Annotated in this window: 19 protein-coding genes; 7 read left to right on the top strand and 12 right to left on the bottom strand. The window is 73.4% G+C overall.

Annotated elements, in window-relative coordinates; all coding sequences use genetic code 11:
* The first annotated feature begins 189 nt into the window (after positions 1–189).
* Complete coding sequence (locus tag OFY01_RS08295) at positions 190–1,209, top strand: CopD family protein (RefSeq protein WP_407700299.1); 1,020 nt, start codon at positions 190–192, stop codon at positions 1,207–1,209.
* Here the strand turns inward: OFY01_RS08295 and OFY01_RS08290 are convergent.
* From OFY01_RS08290 to OFY01_RS08260, 7 genes are all read right to left on the bottom strand, one after another.
* Positions 1,178–1,882 (bottom strand): lysoplasmalogenase, encoded by a 705-nt coding sequence (locus OFY01_RS08290; RefSeq protein WP_266597830.1) that lies wholly within the window; start codon positions 1,880–1,882, stop codon positions 1,178–1,180. The two genes, OFY01_RS08295 and OFY01_RS08290, sit on opposite strands and share 32 nt — an antisense overlap.
* Complete coding sequence (locus OFY01_RS08285) at positions 1,879–2,769, bottom strand: sterol desaturase family protein (RefSeq protein WP_266597828.1); 891 nt, start codon at positions 2,767–2,769, stop codon at positions 1,879–1,881. The genes OFY01_RS08290 and OFY01_RS08285 overlap by 4 nt, the downstream gene beginning before the upstream one ends.
* A 101-nt stretch (positions 2,770–2,870) precedes the next feature.
* Complete coding sequence (locus tag OFY01_RS08280) at positions 2,871–3,593, bottom strand: VIT1/CCC1 transporter family protein (protein ID WP_266597826.1); 723 nt, start codon at positions 3,591–3,593, stop codon at positions 2,871–2,873.
* Between the two features lie 25 nt (positions 3,594–3,618).
* Positions 3,619–4,854, bottom strand: a complete 1,236-nt coding sequence (locus OFY01_RS08275; protein WP_266597824.1) for an amidohydrolase family protein — start codon at positions 4,852–4,854, stop codon at positions 3,619–3,621.
* Positions 4,851–6,164, bottom strand: a complete 1,314-nt coding sequence (locus OFY01_RS08270) for an amidohydrolase family protein (protein ID WP_266597822.1) — start codon at positions 6,162–6,164, stop codon at positions 4,851–4,853. The genes OFY01_RS08275 and OFY01_RS08270 overlap by 4 nt, the downstream gene beginning before the upstream one ends.
* A 22-nt stretch (positions 6,165–6,186) precedes the next feature.
* Positions 6,187–7,071: an SDR family NAD(P)-dependent oxidoreductase gene (locus tag OFY01_RS08265; RefSeq protein WP_266597820.1), complete on the bottom strand. Its 885-nt coding sequence runs from the start codon at positions 7,069–7,071 to the stop codon at positions 6,187–6,189.
* A gap of 1 nt (position 7,072) precedes the next feature.
* The gene (locus OFY01_RS08260; RefSeq protein WP_266597818.1) at positions 7,073–7,870 is read right to left on the bottom strand and encodes an acetoacetate decarboxylase family protein; all 798 of its coding nucleotides are present in this window, start codon (positions 7,868–7,870) and stop codon (positions 7,073–7,075) included.
* A 120-nt stretch (positions 7,871–7,990) separates the two neighbouring features.
* Between OFY01_RS08260 and OFY01_RS08255 the strand changes: the two genes are divergently transcribed.
* The 5 genes from OFY01_RS08255 (at position 7,991) to OFY01_RS08235 (ending at position 11,790) form a co-directional block, all read left to right on the top strand.
* A complete protein-coding gene (locus OFY01_RS08255) occupies positions 7,991–8,617 on the top strand; it encodes a TetR/AcrR family transcriptional regulator (protein ID WP_266597816.1) in 627 nt (208 codons plus the stop codon).
* A 102-nt stretch (positions 8,618–8,719) separates the two neighbouring features.
* Positions 8,720–9,712: a DEDDh family exonuclease gene (locus OFY01_RS08250; RefSeq protein WP_266597814.1), complete on the top strand. Its 993-nt coding sequence runs from the start codon at positions 8,720–8,722 to the stop codon at positions 9,710–9,712.
* A 123-nt stretch (positions 9,713–9,835) separates the two neighbouring features.
* Positions 9,836–10,069, top strand: a complete 234-nt coding sequence (locus tag OFY01_RS08245; protein ID WP_266597812.1) for a hypothetical protein — start codon at positions 9,836–9,838, stop codon at positions 10,067–10,069.
* A 107-nt stretch (positions 10,070–10,176) separates the two neighbouring features.
* A complete protein-coding gene (locus tag OFY01_RS08240; RefSeq protein WP_266597810.1) occupies positions 10,177–10,980 on the top strand; it encodes an SURF1 family cytochrome oxidase biogenesis protein in 804 nt (267 codons plus the stop codon).
* A 51-nt stretch (positions 10,981–11,031) separates the two neighbouring features.
* Positions 11,032–11,790 (top strand): SDR family oxidoreductase, encoded by a 759-nt coding sequence (locus OFY01_RS08235; protein WP_266597808.1) that lies wholly within the window; start codon positions 11,032–11,034, stop codon positions 11,788–11,790.
* Positions 11,791–11,811: 21 nt separating this feature from the next.
* Here the strand turns inward: OFY01_RS08235 and amaP are convergent, their stop codons facing one another.
* From amaP to OFY01_RS08210, 5 genes are read right to left on the bottom strand one after another with little or no spacing between them, the layout of a single operon-like run.
* Positions 11,812–12,399, bottom strand: a complete 588-nt coding sequence (gene amaP / locus OFY01_RS08230) for an alkaline shock response membrane anchor protein AmaP (protein WP_266597806.1) — start codon at positions 12,397–12,399, stop codon at positions 11,812–11,814.
* Complete coding sequence (locus OFY01_RS08225) at positions 12,396–13,067, bottom strand: DUF6286 domain-containing protein (protein WP_266597804.1); 672 nt, start codon at positions 13,065–13,067, stop codon at positions 12,396–12,398. Before OFY01_RS08225 ends, amaP begins: the two co-directional genes overlap by 4 nt.
* Positions 13,064–13,453: an Asp23/Gls24 family envelope stress response protein gene (locus tag OFY01_RS08220; RefSeq protein ID WP_266597802.1), complete on the bottom strand. Its 390-nt coding sequence runs from the start codon at positions 13,451–13,453 to the stop codon at positions 13,064–13,066. Before OFY01_RS08220 ends, OFY01_RS08225 begins: the two co-directional genes overlap by 4 nt.
* A gap of 3 nt (positions 13,454–13,456) precedes the next feature.
* Positions 13,457–13,642: a hypothetical protein gene (locus OFY01_RS08215; RefSeq protein WP_266597800.1), complete on the bottom strand. Its 186-nt coding sequence runs from the start codon at positions 13,640–13,642 to the stop codon at positions 13,457–13,459.
* A 43-nt stretch (positions 13,643–13,685) separates the two neighbouring features.
* The gene (locus tag OFY01_RS08210) at positions 13,686–14,168 is read right to left on the bottom strand and encodes an Asp23/Gls24 family envelope stress response protein (protein ID WP_266597798.1); all 483 of its coding nucleotides are present in this window, start codon (positions 14,166–14,168) and stop codon (positions 13,686–13,688) included.
* 151 nt (positions 14,169–14,319) lie between these two features.
* On the opposite strand from OFY01_RS08210, the gene OFY01_RS08205 reads away from it, so the two are divergent.
* A partial coding sequence (locus OFY01_RS08205) for a nucleopolyhedrovirus P10 family protein (RefSeq protein ID WP_266597796.1) occupies positions 14,320–14,821 on the top strand: 502 nt, incomplete at its 3' end.

The following is a 14,821-nucleotide window of genomic DNA, read 5'->3' as shown; positions in this document are numbered from 1 at the left end:
CGGGGCACGGGCGAGCCCGTGTGGCGTCCGTCGCGGGAGTGACGCGTCCCTGGCCGAACCGCGCGCGCGAGCGCGGCGTCTTTCGCCGGGGCGCCCGGCGGCGGGCGCCCGGGGCTCCGTCCGAGGCCGTCTGCCCATCGGCCGAACCTGGACTTGCCGGTCCCCGGGAGGGCTGGTGAAGATCCAGTGGTGAGACCATCGACCACCGAACTGCCCGCCCGCGCCGGTGCCGACGCCGCCGCCCGCGGGCCCGGCGCCGGACGTGCCCTCGCCGTGCTCGCGCTCGTCGCCGCGGGCGCGTTGATCCCGATGCTCGGTCCCGGCGTCGCGCTGCACGGCACGGGCGAGGCGGCCGCGCCCGGTGTGCGGGGCATCGCGCTGCTGCGCGCGGTGCTGTTCGGCGCGCTGTGCGTGCAGGCGGGCGAGGGGTTCGCGGTGCTGCTCGCACGGCGTGTGGCGGGCGCGCCGCTGGAGCTGCTGCCGCGCAGGTGGTCGCCGTACGTGCCGTGGGCGGGGTTCGCCGCCGCTCTGGGGCTCGCGGCGGTGGTGGCTTCGGGGAACCTGGTTCCGCACGGCCTGGACGACCTGGATGTCGGCGGGCTCTACGGGACGCGTGAGGGCGCCCTCGCCCTGGTGGAGGTCAACGGGTTCCTCGCGGCCGCCCTGTGCGCCCGCTCGCGCCGCCCGGACAGCGCACTGCTGCCGCTGGCCGCCGTCGTCGTCGCGGAGGCGCTGCGCGCCCATCCGACGTACGAGTCCACCGAGCTGTTCGGATCCGCCCTGACACTGGTCCATCTGACGTGCGCCGTGCTGTGGACGGGCGGCCTGCTGTACGTGCTGCGCACCCTGCGGGTGTGGCGGGCGGTCGCGCCCGGGGCGGGCACCGAGCTGCTCAGCCGGTACGCGCGCGTGGCCGCCGTACTGCTCGCCGCCATCACCGCGACGGGCACGGTGAGCACGCTGCGCCGGATGCCGCCGGGGACGGTGCTCGGTCAGCTGACCGACACCGCCTACGGGCGCACCCTGCTGGCGAAACTGCTGCTCGTGGCGGTGGTGGCGGCGCTCGCTCTGGCCGCCCGGCTGCGGCTGCGCGGCCGCGGGGACGGGACGCGGGCCTGCGTTCCCGCGCGCGCGGAGGTCTGGGTGCTGGCCGTGGTGGTCGTGGTGTCGGCGCTGCTCACGGCCTTGCCGGTGCCGATCCGCTGGTAGCGGGCAGCTCAGGGGTCACGCGCGCGCGGGCGAGGACTCCCGTGGCGAGCAGGTACTGGGCGGCGACGTACGTGAGCATGATCCAGAAGTCGGGGACGGGCGGGGCCGGCCAGTCGGCGACGCCCATGGCGATGAGCGAGTCGGAGAGCAGGAACAGCGCGCCGCCCGCCCCGGCGGCGAGGCCGAGCCGCGAGGCCCCGTACGCCATGGCGGTCAGCAGCAGGCTGTAGCCGGCGACCGGGACGCGCATGCCGCCCGGCAGACCGGGCCAGAGTGCGGCGACGGTCGAGACGAGCGCGAGCCCGTACGCGCCGCCGAGCAGACGGTCCCGGCGGCCGCCCGCGCGTGCCGCCCCGTGGCGTGTGATGCCCGTGCCGCGCCCGTGCCGGGCGAAGAGCACCAGGTAGCAGACGTGCCCGGCGGCGAAGCAGCCCATCCCCGCGAGGAAGGCGGCGTCCTGGCCGGACAGCAGCAGCACGTCGCCCGCCCACCCGCACAGCAGCGCGGCAGACAGCAGCCGGGGACCGCCGCGCGCGACGGCGTACGCGACCAGGACCGGCATCAGCAGCGGTTTGAGGACGGTGTGCGCGAGGTGCTGTCCGGCGAGGAGCGCGACCAGGTCGGCCGCGCACACGGCGAGGTAGCCGGTGCGCAGCGCCGGGGCGAGCCTCACGCGGCGCCCTCGGTGACCTTCGGCGGGGTCCCCGGCGCGGTCGCCGGGGCCGGCTGCCAGCCGGGGCCGCGGAAGACGCGTCCGGCCCGCTCACGCCAACCGGACGCGGCCTTGAGGTCCTTGGCGATGGCGGCGTACTCGTGGGTGGCGACACGCAGCGGGTTGTAGGTGTCGATGTTCTTGGTGAGGCCGAAGACGGGACGCTCGACCTCCGGCACCCAGGAGCCGAAGAGCCGGTCCCAGACGATGAGGATGCCGCCGAAGTTCCGGTCCAGGTAGCCGCCTTGGGAGGCGTGGTGGACACGGTGGTGCGAGGGGGTGTTGAAGACGAACTCGTAGGGCCGCCACATCTTGTCGATGCGTTCGGTGTGGATCCAGAACTGGTAGACGAGGTTGGCCGACGAGCAGAAGGCGAGGGCCGCCGGGTGCACGCCGCAGGCGATGAGCGGCAGGTAGAAGGGCCAGACCGTCAGGGTCGTCCAGGGCTGGCGCAGCGCGGTGGTGAGGTTGAACTTGCGGCTGGAGTGGTGCACGACGTGGCAGGCCCACAGGATGCGGATCACGTGATGGCCGCGGTGCGACCAGTAGTAGAAGAAGTCCTGGGCGAGCAGCATCAGCAGGATCGTCCACCAGTGCACGGGCACGCGCAGCGGCGTCAGTTCGTAGACCAGCGTGTAGACCGCGACGATCGGGATCTTCCACAGGGCGTCGAAGACGAGGCTGCCGAGGCCCATGGTGACGCTGGTCGCCGCGTCCTTGGCGTCGTACCCGGCGGCGGCCCCTTCAGGGTCCGGGTGGATGCGTACGCTCACGATCTCGACCACGGTGAGCAGGACGAAGGCGGGTATCGACCACAGCACGACATCGGGCAGGTTCGGCGACGGCATAGGTGCACCGTAAGGGCCGTCCGCGCGCCTGACTAGGGGTTGTTACCGACAAGTATTACCGTCGGTATCGGCGGTGTCCTGCGTTACCGGCGAGCCCGCCGTCAGCCGGCCACCGCACCGAGCAGCGACCCCGCCGCGTAGGTGACCGCCATGGCCACCGCTCCCCCGCCCATGTTGCGCCAGATCGCGCGGCGCACCGCCGCGTCGCCGAGCCGGGCGCTGCTCCAGCCGGTGAGCGCGAGCGCGGCCAGGACCGACACCACGGTGACCGGAACCCGCCAGGCGGCGGGCGGCAGGACCATCGCGAGCAGCGGGAGCAGCGCGCCCGCCGTGAACGCGAGGAAGCTCGCCCAGGCGGCGTGCCACGGGTTGGTGAGGTCGTCGGGGTCGATGCCGAGCTCCACGCGCGCGTGGGCGCGCAGCGCGTCCCGCGCGGTGAGCTGCTCGGCGGCCTCCCGGGCGACCTCGCGGCTGAGGCCGCGCTGCTCCAGGAGCCCGGTCAGCTCTTCGAGCTCGGCCTCCGGCTGCTCCCTCAGTTCGCGCTTCTCCAGGGAGATGGCCGCTTTCTCGGAGTCCCGCTGCGTGGACACGGAGACGTATTCACCGGCCGCCATGGACAGCGATCCGGCGAGCAGCCCGGCCAGGCCCGCGGTGAGCAGGGCGGTCCGGTCGTCGGTGGCGCCCGCGACACCGACGACGAGGCCCGCGGTGGAGACGACGCCGTCGTTCGCGCCGAGGACGGCGGCGCGCAGCCAGTTGAGCCGCGAGCCGAGCGCGCCGCCGTGCGCCTCGTCGTGATCAGGGGGTCCTACGGGTTCTGTCACGGGGGTGAGGATGCCACCCGAGCGGTCACCAGACCCGTACCGACCCTCCCTTCGCGAAGACCGGGCTGGTGGCGTCGGCGGGCGGCTCGTCGAGGGGCTCGTCCACCTCGGCGACCGTGGGCCCCACGCGGGCCGCGATCGGGGCGAGCAGGTCGAGGTCGAAGCCGTAGACGCGGGCGGCGTTGCCGCCGACCATGGCCGCGATCTCGGCCGTGCTCAGCCCCGCGTAGGCCAGGCGCAGCCCTTCGCGCGTGTACGGGTAGGTGCCCTCGTCGTGCGGGTAGTCGCTGCCCCACATGATCTTGTCGAGGCCGATACGGTCGCGCAGCGGCACCTCGTGGGGGCGCATGAAGCTGGCGCCGACGTAGCAGTGGGCGCGCCACACGTCGGAGGGACCCTTGCCCATCGCGTCGGCGAGCCCCGCGCCGAACTTCGCCTCGGCCGTGTCCGCCGCCTCGCTCGCCGCGGAGACGAGCCGCCCGTGGTAGTAGTCCAGCATGTCGAGCACGCCCGGGATCCAGCCGGATCCCTGCTCGGTGAGGACGAGTGCGAGACCCGGGTGCCTGTGAAAGGCGCCGCCGAAGACGAGGTGCCACAGCGCCCGGTGAGAGAACCAGGTCGTCTCGACCATGAACACCGCGCGGGCGGCCGGTTCGTCGCCGAGCGGCGGCGACGCGGAGCCCGCGTGGTGGTTGACGGGGACGCCGAGTTCGGCGCAGGTGCGCCAGATCGGGTCGTACGTCGCCGAGTACAGCTCCGGCAGGCCGGAGCCGGGCGGGGTGCCGGGCAGCAGCAGACCGCCCGTGAGGCCCGCCGCCACCGACCGGTGGATCTCCTCGACGGCCTCGTCGACGTCGCCCAGCAGGATCTGGAAGACCCCGGCCCTGCGGCCGGGCGCGGCGGCGCAGAAGTCCGCGAGCCACCGGTTGTGGGCACGCAGCCCCGCCCAGCGCTGCTCGAACTCCGCGCGCGTGGGCGCCGGTGCCATGAGGGCCGCGGACGGGAAGAACGGCGGGATGGTGTTGGGGAAGACGACCTCGGCGACGATGCCGTCCTGTTCCAGCTCCCGGACGCGGCGCTCGGAGTTCCAGTTCCGGTCGGCGGTGTCGGCGAGCAGGTCCTCGTACGGGTTCACGTAGGTGGCGGCCCAGGCGTCGAAGGCGTCGTGGTGCGCGCGCTCCAAGTACGGTTTGTAGTCGAGGAGGTCGGCGCCCGCGTGGCAGTCCGCCGAGATCACGGTGTAGCGGTCGGTGTCCGTCACGGCGTCACCCCCAGCGTCGGGAAGTCGTGGTCGGTCAGCCAGTGCCGGCCCACCTCGCGCGAGCGCGCCCAGGACGCCTCGACGGCGCTCTGGTCGGCGTCCTGGCCGAGGTCGTGCGGGGTCGGCCCGATGCGCCGCGCGAGCGGGGCGAGCTCGGCGGTGTCGAAGCCGAAGACGTCGGCGGCGGACAGGCCCAGCATGCGGCGGGTCTCGGCGACCGGGATGTCGTGGAAGGTCTTCCGCAGCCACGCGCGCGTGTCGGGCCAGGTCCCCTCGGGGTGCGGGAAGTCGCTGCCCCACAGGATGTTGTCGACGCCGATCTCGTAGCGCTGGGCGAGTTCGCGGCGCTTGGTGTTGGTGGCGCAGACGAACAGCTGCCGGTCCAGGTACTCGTGCGGGGCGCGCCTCAGTTCGGCGAACGGGGAGAGTTTCTTGCCGCCGTGCGCGCCCAGGTAGAGGCGGTCCATGAACCACAACAGGTTCGGCAGCCACCAGCAGCCCGACTCGGCGACGCCGAACCTGAGTCCGGGGTGCCGTTCGAAGGCGCCCGACCAGAGCAGGAACCACAGCGGCCTGGCGGGCCACCAGGTCACTTCGGTGACGTAGATGCCCAGGTGGTCGCCGTACTCGTGGCGCGGCGCCGCCCCCGAGTGCGTCACCACGGGCATCTCGCACTCGGCGGCCGCCGCCCACACCGGGTCGTAACGGCGTGCGTGGTAGGGGTCCTTGTCGACCCACATGGCCGGGATCATCAGGGCGCCGAGCCCCGACTCCTTGGCGCGGCGCACCTCGGCGACGACGTCCTGCGGGTCGGCGGTGACCGGCAGCAGGGCGACGCCGCAGTGCCGTTCGGGGGCCTGTGAGACGAAGTCGGCGAGCCAGCGGTTGTGCGCCTGGGCCCCCGCCATGCCGAGCTGAGGGTCCTGGTCTCCGGAGAGGCCGAGCCCGACCCCGAACGGCGCGGCGGTGCGGCTGTCCACGGCGTCCGCGTCGGGGAAGACGACCTCGGCCGCCACACCGTCGCCGTCGAGTTCCTTGAGGCGCTGGGCCAAGTCCCAGCCGCCGCGCAGGCCCTCCTCGTGGTCCTCGAACCACTTGGCGGCGAACGCGTCGTTGCGGATACCGAGCCGGGTCGCCTCCTCGCGGCGGGCGTCCCGCTCACCGAGGAAGTCGTCGAAGGCCCGGTGGAAACGGCTGTCCAGGTAGGGCCGGTACTCCTCGGTGGGCAGTCCGGCGTGGCAGTCGGAGGAGATGATCAGGTAGGGGTCCTGGTGGTTGCGATCCTGGTGGTTCGGGTGCTGCTTGCTCATCGTGCGTCCCTCCCCGGTGGAGTCAGTCGAGAATGAAGCTCTCCAGGTACGCCGGGTTCGCCCGGTCCAGCATCGACCGCGAGCGGGCCCGGATCTGCCGGTCGCTGTGCTCGCTCGGCGGAAGCAGCCAGAAGCGGTCGGCCGCGATGCCCTCGGCGACGAGGTCCGCCACCGCCTCCACGGGCGTGAACTCCACCTCGTGACCGGCCTCCTTCATGGCCGTCTCCCACTGGTCGAGGCTGCGGTAGGGCGTCTTGCGCGGGCGCTGCTTGGCGTACTTCTCGGGCCGGTTGCGGTGCGACTCCCACAGGCCGGTGCGCAGCATGTGGGGCCCGGGGAAGAGCACCGAGGCTCCCACCCGCGCGTGCTCCGCCTTGAGATGCGCGTACAGCGACTCGGTCAGCGTCACCACAGCCGCCTTGGTGACGGCGTACACCGACGCCGTCGGAAGGGGCGCGATGCCTCCGTCGTTGGAGGAGGTGTTGACGACGTGCCCCGGCTCGCCGCCCGCGATCATGCGCGGCACGAACGCCTGGACGCCGTGGAATACGCCCCACACGTTGACGGCGAACGCCCACTTCCAGTCGTTGGGTTCGTGCTGCCACATACGGCCCTCTGCGCCCGAGCCGACGCCCGCGTTGTTGCACAGCACATGGCAGCCGCCGAACGTCGCGTACGTGTCGTCGGCGAGCGCCATGACCTGGTCGCGCTCGCCGACGTCGACCACGCGCGCGTGCACGGTCGCGCCCTCGTCGCGCAGCGCGGCGGCGACCTCGTCCAGAGCGCCCTTCTCGACGTCCGCGAGGACCACCTTGAGGCCGTCGGCCGCGAAGCGGCGCGCCATGGCGAGCCCGATGCCGCTCGCCGCGCCCGTGACGACGGCGACCTGTCCCTGCCTCAGCTCCATGTCAGGCACTCCCCCGGGGCGGACCGTCGAGGATCTGCTGCGGGTCGTCGTAGCGCTGGTGGATGTAGGGCAGCAGGGCCCGCGCGCTGACCCGCTCGACGACCCTGCCGGTCTGGTCGCTGGTCTTCTCGCCGACGGTGATCTCCACCAGGGCCCGTACGGGCAGGTCCGCGACCGGGTCGTACATCGACTCGCGCAGGACCACGTCTGCGGTCACCCGCTCCAGTTTCCTCACCTTCTCGTTGCGCACGCAGTGCACGAGGACCGGGTCGGCGTCGAAGCCCGAACCGTCGACGGCGGGAAGGAACTTGAAGTAGAAGTCCGTCTTGCGCGCCGGCTCGGGGACGGGCAGGGCGCCGGCGACCGCGCCGCGCACCTCCACGAACGCGATGCCGTGCCGGGCCAGCGCGGCCCGCACCAGCAGGCCGTCGCGCTCCACCGTGACCTCGCCGAGCTTCTTCGGCTCGCCGAACACCTCGCGGCCGCCGATCAGCGCCCGCTCGTGCGTCATCGGCATGACCAGCGGATACCAGCCCTCGACGCCGTCGTGCTCGGCGGCGACGGCCACCGACCCGGCGCCGAGCGGGAAGCCCGGCAGGTCGACCGTGCTGATGGTGGCCCGCACCAGGGGCCGCGCGGTGGGTTTGAGCGGGGGCGGCAGGACCGCCGCGACCGCGTCGGGGTCGGACTCCCACACGGCGACCACACCGGTGGACCAGATGTCGGGGAGTCTGCTGCTCGCGGTGCGCGCCGCGGTGATCTCCGCCTCGGTGCGCGCTCCGTACCGTACGCGTGCCATGCCGTACCTCCTCAGCCGGAGTCCTCGTCCGGAATCCTCAGTCGGAGCCTGTAACACAGTTACACCGGTGCCGATGAAGGGTAAAGACATGTGACCGGACAGCGTGAGAGGGGGCGGGAGATGGCAGCGCGCGCGCCGCTCACCCGCGAGGAGGTGCTCACCGCCGCCGCGGCCCTGGTCAGGCAGGACGGACCGCAGCGGCTGACCATGCGGAAGCTGGCGGCCGACCTCGGCACCGCCGTCACGTCGATCTACTGGCACGTCGGCAACCGCGAGTCGCTGCTCGACGCCCTGGTCGAGCGCACGGTCGCCGAACTCGGCGAGATCCGGCCGCGCGGCGCGACGCCCGCCGAGCGCGTCGTGTCGGTGGCCCGCGCCCTGCGCCGCCAGTTGCGTTCCCATCCGCACCTGGTCGCCATGGTCCACGAGCGCGGCCTGACCGAGCGCATGTTCCTGCCCGCCCAGCGGGCCCTGGTGCACGAGGTGCACGCGGCGGGGGTGCGCGGGGCGCGCGCCGCCGAAGTGGTACGCGCGGTGCAGTTCCAGGTCGTCGGTCACGTCCTGGTGGAACGCAACCGGGAGCGGGCCCCGGCGCAGAGCCCCGCCGAGGAGGAACTCTGGGACACGCCGACGGCCGAGGACGACCGGGCGCTGGCCCGCGCGCTCGCCGCGCCGGTGGATACGGAACGGCTGTTCGTCACCTCCGTGCGGGCCCTGGTGAAGTCACTCCTGGAGACGGGGAGTTGACGGTGCGGGCCAGGTGGCGGCAGCACGGCGGCCGGGCCTCGGGTCCGCCGACGGGGCGGGCGGGGGCCGGAGTGTCGGTGGCGGCCCGTATCCTCAATGACCATGCTCGAAGACCGTCCGACCGCAGCGTCCGCAGCCTCCTGGCCGGCCGCGTACCCGAAGGGGTACGCGGTCGTCGACGTGGAGACCACAGGTCTGTCCAGGGACGACCGGATCATCTCCGCTGCCGTCTACCGTCTCGACACGCGCGGCGAGGTCGAGGACCACTGGTACACGCTCGTCAACCCGCAGCGGGACCCGGGTCCGGTGTGGATCCACGGCCTGACCGCAGAGGTGCTCGCCAGGGCACCGCTGTTCCCCGAGGTCGCCGAGGAGTTCGCGGCGCGCCTCGACGGCCGCGTCCTGGTCGCGCACAACGCCGTCTTCGACTGGTCGATGATCGCCCGCGAGTACGCGCGCGCGAAGCGCACGGCGCCGGTGCGGCAGCGGCTGTGCACGATCGCCCTCTCCAAGGAGCTGGGGCTGCCGCTGCGCAACCACAAGCTGGAGTCGCTCGCGGCGCACTTCGGTGTCGTGCAGGAGCACGCGCACCACGCGCTCGACGACGCGCGCGTGCTCGCCGAGGCGTTCCGGCCGAGCCTGCGCCAGGCGGCGGCGCGTAACGTACGGCTGCCGCTCCTGGAGTGCAGGCCGCTGACGGAGTGGGCCGAGGGGCCGGGCCGCGGCGCGGTGCCGCATCAGCCGCAGTCGTCGTACCGGGGCGGGGGCGGCACCTGGCGGCCCTCGCGCAAGCGCCCGCCGTGCCCCTACCCGAACCCGGGGCGGTACGAGCCGGGGGCACCGCTCAAGCAGGGCATGCGGGTGGCGTTCTCCGGGGACACGTCGGTCGAGCGGGAGCTGCTCGAGGACCGGGCGGTCGAGGCGGGCCTGCACGTGGCGACGAGCCTGTCCCGGCTGACCAGTCTGCTGGTGACCAACGACCCGGACTCGTACACGTCGAAGGCCGTGAAGGCCAGACAGTTCGGCACGCCGGTCGTGGACGAGGCGGCCTTCGGCCAGCTGTTGCAGCACGTGGCGCCCGCCGACGCCGGCTGAGGCACGGGCGCGGGAACAGGGACAGGACCAAAGGCGGGGACGGGACGGCAGACGGGTGATTGCCCGGCGATTCGTCCCGCGCCCGCTCGCCCGGCGGGGGCCCGGACGCCCACCCTGTGGCGCATGGCACGTTGTGAGGTCTGCGGAAACGATTACGGCATGTCCTTCGAGGTGCACGCGCAGGGCGCGGTGCACGTCTTCGACTGCTTCTCCTGCGCCATCCACCGCATGGCGCCCATCTGCGAGCACTGCCGGTGCCGCATCATCGGCCAGGGCGTCGACGTCGACGGCCACTGGTACTGCGGGGCGCACTGCTCCCGCGCGGAGGGGAAGGTGGGCATCGTCGACAACGTCTGAACGAACCCGAGCCGCGTCACCGCGCCTTTTCCGCCCCTTCCGCCCCTTCCGGCCCCTGACGGGACCCACTCGTCGGGGGCCGAGTCGCGCCGAGTACCGTCGTCGTCGTGTACCGCAGCATCCTGTTGACCCGGCAGTGGGTGATCGTCACCCTGATCGCCCTCCTCCTCATCCCCACGATGATCCGCCTGGGCATCTGGCAGATGCACCGCTACGAGGAGCGCTCGGCCAGGAACCAGCTGGTCACCGACGCCCTGTCGAAGAAATCCGTGCCGGTCGAGCGGCTGACCTCGCCCGGACACCATGTGACCAGCAGCGAGCGGTACCGCAGCGTGACCGCGACGGGCCGCTTCGACACCGGCCACGAGGTCGTCGTGCGCCGCCGCACCAACGCCGACGGCGAGGTCGGCTACCACGTACTGACCCCGTTCGTCCTCACGGACGGCAAGGTGGTCCTGGTCAACCGCGGCTGGATCCCGGCGAACGGCCCGAGCCAGACCGCCTTCCCGAAGATCCCGGCCCCGGCCCCCGGCCGGACCACCGTCACCGGGCGGCTCATGCCCGACGAGACGACCGCGGCCAGTGGCATCAAGGACATCAAGGACCTGCCCGACCGCCAGATCATGCTGATCAACAGCGCGCGCGAGGCCGCGCGTCTGCACGCGCGCGTGCTCGGCGGCTACGTCGCGCAGACCGCACCCGAGCCGAAGGGCGACACCCCGGAGCTGATCGGCAGGCCCGGCAAGGAGAACGCGCCGCTGAACTTCGCCTACGCCTACCAGTGGTGGCTGTTCTCCGCCGCCGTGCCGGTCGGCTGGGTGATCATGCTGCGCCGCGAGGCCCGCGACCGCCGCGAGAAGGCGGGACGCGAGGGCGAGGCGGCCGAGGAGACGACCGCGGCGGGCGTGTGACCGCGGCAGGGGTGTGACCGCGGCGGACGCGGACGGGGCAGGATGGACGCCATGGATCTTGGACTGAAGGACCGTGTCTACGTAGTCACCGGCGCCACCCGCGGCCTCGGCAACGCCGCGGCGCGCGCACTGGCCGCCGACGGGGCGAAGGTCGTCGTCACCGGGCGTGACGCGCGCAAGGCCGAGGCCGCCGCGGCCGGGATCGGCGCGGACTCCGCGTACGGCGTCGCGGCGGACAACTCCGACCCGGACACCGCGAGCCGTCTCGTCGCCGCCGCGCGCGAGCGGTTCGGCGGCTTCGACGGGATGCTCATCAGCGTCGGCGGGCCCGCGCCCGGCTTCGTCGCGGACAACACCGACGAGCAGTGGGAGGCCGCGTTCGAGTCGGTGTTCCTCGGGGCGGTGCGGCTCGCCAGGACCGCCGCCGCCGAGCTGGAGGACGGCGGCGTCATCGGGTTCGTGCTCTCCGGGTCCGTGCACGAGCCGATCCCGGGGCTGACCATCTCGAACGGGCTGCGGCCAGGACTCGCCGGTTTCGCCAAGTCCCTCGCAAACGAGCTGGGGCCGCGCGGCATCCGCGTCGTCGGACTGCTGCCGAGCCGTATCGACACCGATCGCGTGCGCGAGCTCGACGGGCTCTCCGCGGACCCGGAGGCCACGCGTGCGGGACACGAGGCCCGGATTCCGCTGCGCCGCTACGGTACGCCGGAGGAGTTCGGCCGCACCGCGGCGTTCATGCTCTCGCCCGCGGCCTCGTACCTGACCGGGGTCATGCTCCCGGTGGACGGCGGGTTCCGTCACGGGTTCTGACCGGGACGCGCCCGGCGGCGCCTAACTCACTCGCTCCGCGCGGTGCTTGACCGCGCGGAGGCGGACTTCCGCGGGGAGGGCCGCCAGGCCGGCCGAGCCGCGCGCCTGGGTCAGCGCCACGTCGGAAAGCTGCCGCAGGGCCTCGCCCGGCTGGGCGTGCGGTTGCAGCGTGAGGCCGATCCGGGCCCGCGGCGTCGAGCGGCGCCCGGTCAGGACGACGCCCGCACGGTCGACTCCGTCCAGCGCCTCCGCGGCCGCGGACAGCACGTTCTCGAGCGCCCTGCCGCGCAGCAGCGCCCCCTCGCCGTCACCGGTGTCGACGAGCACCTCGGTCAGCCGACGCCTGCGCACCTGCGCCACCAGCCACCACAGCGCGAGCAACACGACGACGCCGAGCACGGCGATGACCGTCGGCCACCACCATCCGGCGTCGCGCCAGCGCTGCCGTGCCGCGGTGCTCAACAGCACGTGGTGCCGGCCGTCGTAGACCCACCAGGACGGCGGCTTCACACCGAGCCCCACCGCGAGCACCGAGCCGCCACCCAGCACCAGGACCAGGCCGAGGAGGCCGAGCACGATCCGGTTGACCGTCCTGAGCACGCCGCTCACCCCTTCCGTCCGGGCCGCGCCACACGCACCGAGAGCCGGGGCGGGTGCCCGAGCCCCAGCTGCCTGATCCCTTCGCCGAGCGTGCCGTCGAGGTCCGTCCGTACGTCGTCGAGCGCCCGGAAGTGCGACAGGGCCCGCACCTCTACCTTGGAGCGCTTCACACGGACCCGTACGGACTGCACACCCGCCACCTCCATCGCCCGGTCGCGCAGCACCATCGCCGCGGCGCCGCGGTACAGGCCCGCCCGCACGTCCGCGTCCCCGCCGCGCCGCATCGGCAGGACCGCGCGCAGCCCCGGCGTGATCGCGAGCACGAGCAGCCACGCGCCGAGCGCGACGGCGACGCCCGCGCCCACGAGGACGGCGGTGTCGTCGAGCGGCCGTTTCGCCAGCTCGTCGGCGAGCGTGCGGCGCCACTGCATGGCGGGCCGTCCGGCACGTACGGCCGCGATGTCGTAGAGGAGGATGCCGACGCCGCCGGCCAGCACCAGCGCGGCGATGAACGCCGGGACGCGGCGCACCGACCAGAATCGGGCGGGCGGCGGCCGCTCGCCGTCCAGAGTGGGCGGAGGTTCGTACGAGGCCGAGGAAGCGGACTGGTCGGGCGTTTCGGGCCCGTCGCCCGGCGTGTGCTCGACGACGGGCACGGCTTTCGTGGGCTCGCTCATCGAATCCTCTCCCGGTCGCTCCCGCGCGTGTGCGCCGAGTGCAGCCGCTCCACCTGGACGGCCACCTCCGGAACCTCCATCCCTGCCCACGCCCTTACCCGTTCGGTCACCTGGCGACGCACGGTGCGGCACTGCGCGCCGATGTCGACGGGGTAGTCGAGCTCCAGGCTGATGCGTACGCGCGCGACACCGAACGGGGCACCGGCGCCGTCGTACGAGGTGCCGGCCGCGTGGGGCGGCTGCACGGTCACCGTGGCGTGCGGCGGCGCACCCCCCTCGGGGACGGCGTCCAGCGCCTCACGCGCGGCGTACGCGGCGATCTTCGCGACGACCCGGTCGGCGATCCGGGTCGCGCCGCGGTCGGCGGGCGCGACCTGTGACGCCATCGGTCACCGCCGCCGGTCGCCGCGCACACGGAAGAACTCGCCGGCTTCCAGGTCCCCCTCCAGGAACCGGCCGACGACGAAGCCGACGGCGCCCAGCGCCGCCACCAGCAGGAAGGCCCCGAAGCCGCCGAAGTATCCGGCGAATCCGAGGGCCATCCCGGCGAACAAGCCGATCACGGCCAGATTCATCGTGCGCTCCTCCTGCGTTGCCTGTGCTGCGCGACGGCCGTGGTCACTGGAGCCGTGACTCCGGTTCCTCGTCCTCGTCGTCCGGGAGCTTCACGTCGGTGACGGCGATGTTCACCTCGACGACCTCGAGCCCGGTCATGCGCTCCACGGCCGTGATGACGTTCTCGCGTACGTCACGGGTGGTGTCGGCGATGGAGACGCCGTAGTCGACGACGATCTCCAGGTCGAGCGCCGTCTGTACCTCGCCGACCTCGGCCTTCACGCCGCGCGTGACGGACTTGGCGCCGGAGCCGCCGGGCACGCGGTCGCGCACGGCGCCGAACGTGCGGGACAGGCCGCTGCCCATGGCGTGCACGCCGACCACGTCGCGGGCCGCCATTCCGGCGATCTTCTCGACCACGCCGTCGGCGATGGTGGTGCGCCCCCTGCTGCCTGGATCGCCGCCGCCGCGCTTGGTCACACGGGTCTTGCCCGCGGGCGGCGTGGGCGTGGTCGTCTGGGCCGACGGCTGCTCGGTGTCACTCATCGGGACCGTTCCCTTCAAGTGGTGCGCTGTGGCTGGGATGAGGTCGTCAGGGTCACTGTGCTTCTCTTGCACTGCTGTTTTCGCAGTGCTTCTTCGCCCACAGTAGGCGCCCTTGCGCCATCGCGCGCCCGGGATGAGGCAGCCTGGTGCCATGACGGTTGACCGATGGGCGAAGGCCGTACGGGACCAGGTGGCGCTCGGCAGGCTGCTGCCGCTGGGCGGCCCCGCGGACGGCGCGTGGATCACGGAACCGGCGGCGCGGGCCGCGTTGCGGCGCGCGGTGTCCGGGGTGCGCGGCGTGCGGCTCGGCGGGCTGCGCCTCACGCTCGCGGATCCCGAGGAGGGTCACGAGTCCGGGGTGCCTGCCCCGCCGAGCGCGCTGCCGCCGGGCCCGTTGCGGCTCACCGCGGACTGCGCGGCGACGGCGGACGAGCCGTTGCCCGTGGCGGTGGACCGGCTGAGGGCGGCGCTGGCCGGGGCGGCGCGGGAGCGGCTCGGCCTGGTGGTGCCGGAGGTGGACCTCACAGTGACGGAACTGCTCGACACGGCCGGCGCCGGGGAAGCCGGGGCCGAGCCGGAGCCGGCGGACGGCGCGGCGGACCGTGCGACGGACGGCGCGACGGGCGGTGCGGCGGCGTCCTCACCGGCGGGGG

Source organism: Streptomyces beihaiensis (assembly GCF_026274175.1).
Taxonomy (GTDB): domain Bacteria; phylum Actinomycetota; class Actinomycetes; order Streptomycetales; family Streptomycetaceae; genus Streptomyces; species Streptomyces beihaiensis.
The sequence above is the reverse complement of the archived record's forward strand: the minus strand, read 5'-3'. Positions and strand labels throughout refer to the sequence as shown.

Excerpts from the sequence above, each read along its gene's own strand:
- OFY01_RS08250 (WP_266597814.1), top strand. The coding sequence starts at position 8,720 with ATGCTCGAAGACCGTCCGACCGCAGCGTCCGCAGCCTCCTGGCCGGCC.
- OFY01_RS08220 (WP_266597802.1), bottom strand. The coding sequence starts at position 13,453 with ATGGCGTCACAGGTCGCGCCCGCCGACCGCGGCGCGACCCGGATCGCC.
- OFY01_RS08210 (WP_266597798.1), bottom strand. The coding sequence starts at position 14,168 with ATGAGTGACACCGAGCAGCCGTCGGCCCAGACGACCACGCCCACGCCG.
- OFY01_RS08255 (WP_266597816.1), top strand. The coding sequence starts at position 7,991 with ATGGCAGCGCGCGCGCCGCTCACCCGCGAGGAGGTGCTCACCGCCGCC.
- OFY01_RS08260 (WP_266597818.1), bottom strand. The coding sequence starts at position 7,870 with ATGGCACGCGTACGGTACGGAGCGCGCACCGAGGCGGAGATCACCGCG.
- OFY01_RS08265 (WP_266597820.1), bottom strand. The coding sequence starts at position 7,071 with ATGGAGCTGAGGCAGGGACAGGTCGCCGTCGTCACGGGCGCGGCGAGC.
- OFY01_RS08215 (WP_266597800.1), bottom strand. The coding sequence starts at position 13,642 with ATGAATCTGGCCGTGATCGGCTTGTTCGCCGGGATGGCCCTCGGATTC.
- OFY01_RS08285 (WP_266597828.1), bottom strand. The coding sequence starts at position 2,769 with ATGCCGTCGCCGAACCTGCCCGATGTCGTGCTGTGGTCGATACCCGCC.
- OFY01_RS08245 (WP_266597812.1), top strand. The coding sequence starts at position 9,836 with ATGGCACGTTGTGAGGTCTGCGGAAACGATTACGGCATGTCCTTCGAG.
- OFY01_RS08225 (WP_266597804.1), bottom strand. The coding sequence starts at position 13,067 with ATGAGCGAGCCCACGAAAGCCGTGCCCGTCGTCGAGCACACGCCGGGC.
- OFY01_RS08270 (WP_266597822.1), bottom strand. The coding sequence starts at position 6,164 with ATGAGCAAGCAGCACCCGAACCACCAGGATCGCAACCACCAGGACCCC.
- OFY01_RS08235 (WP_266597808.1), top strand. The coding sequence starts at position 11,032 with ATGGATCTTGGACTGAAGGACCGTGTCTACGTAGTCACCGGCGCCACC.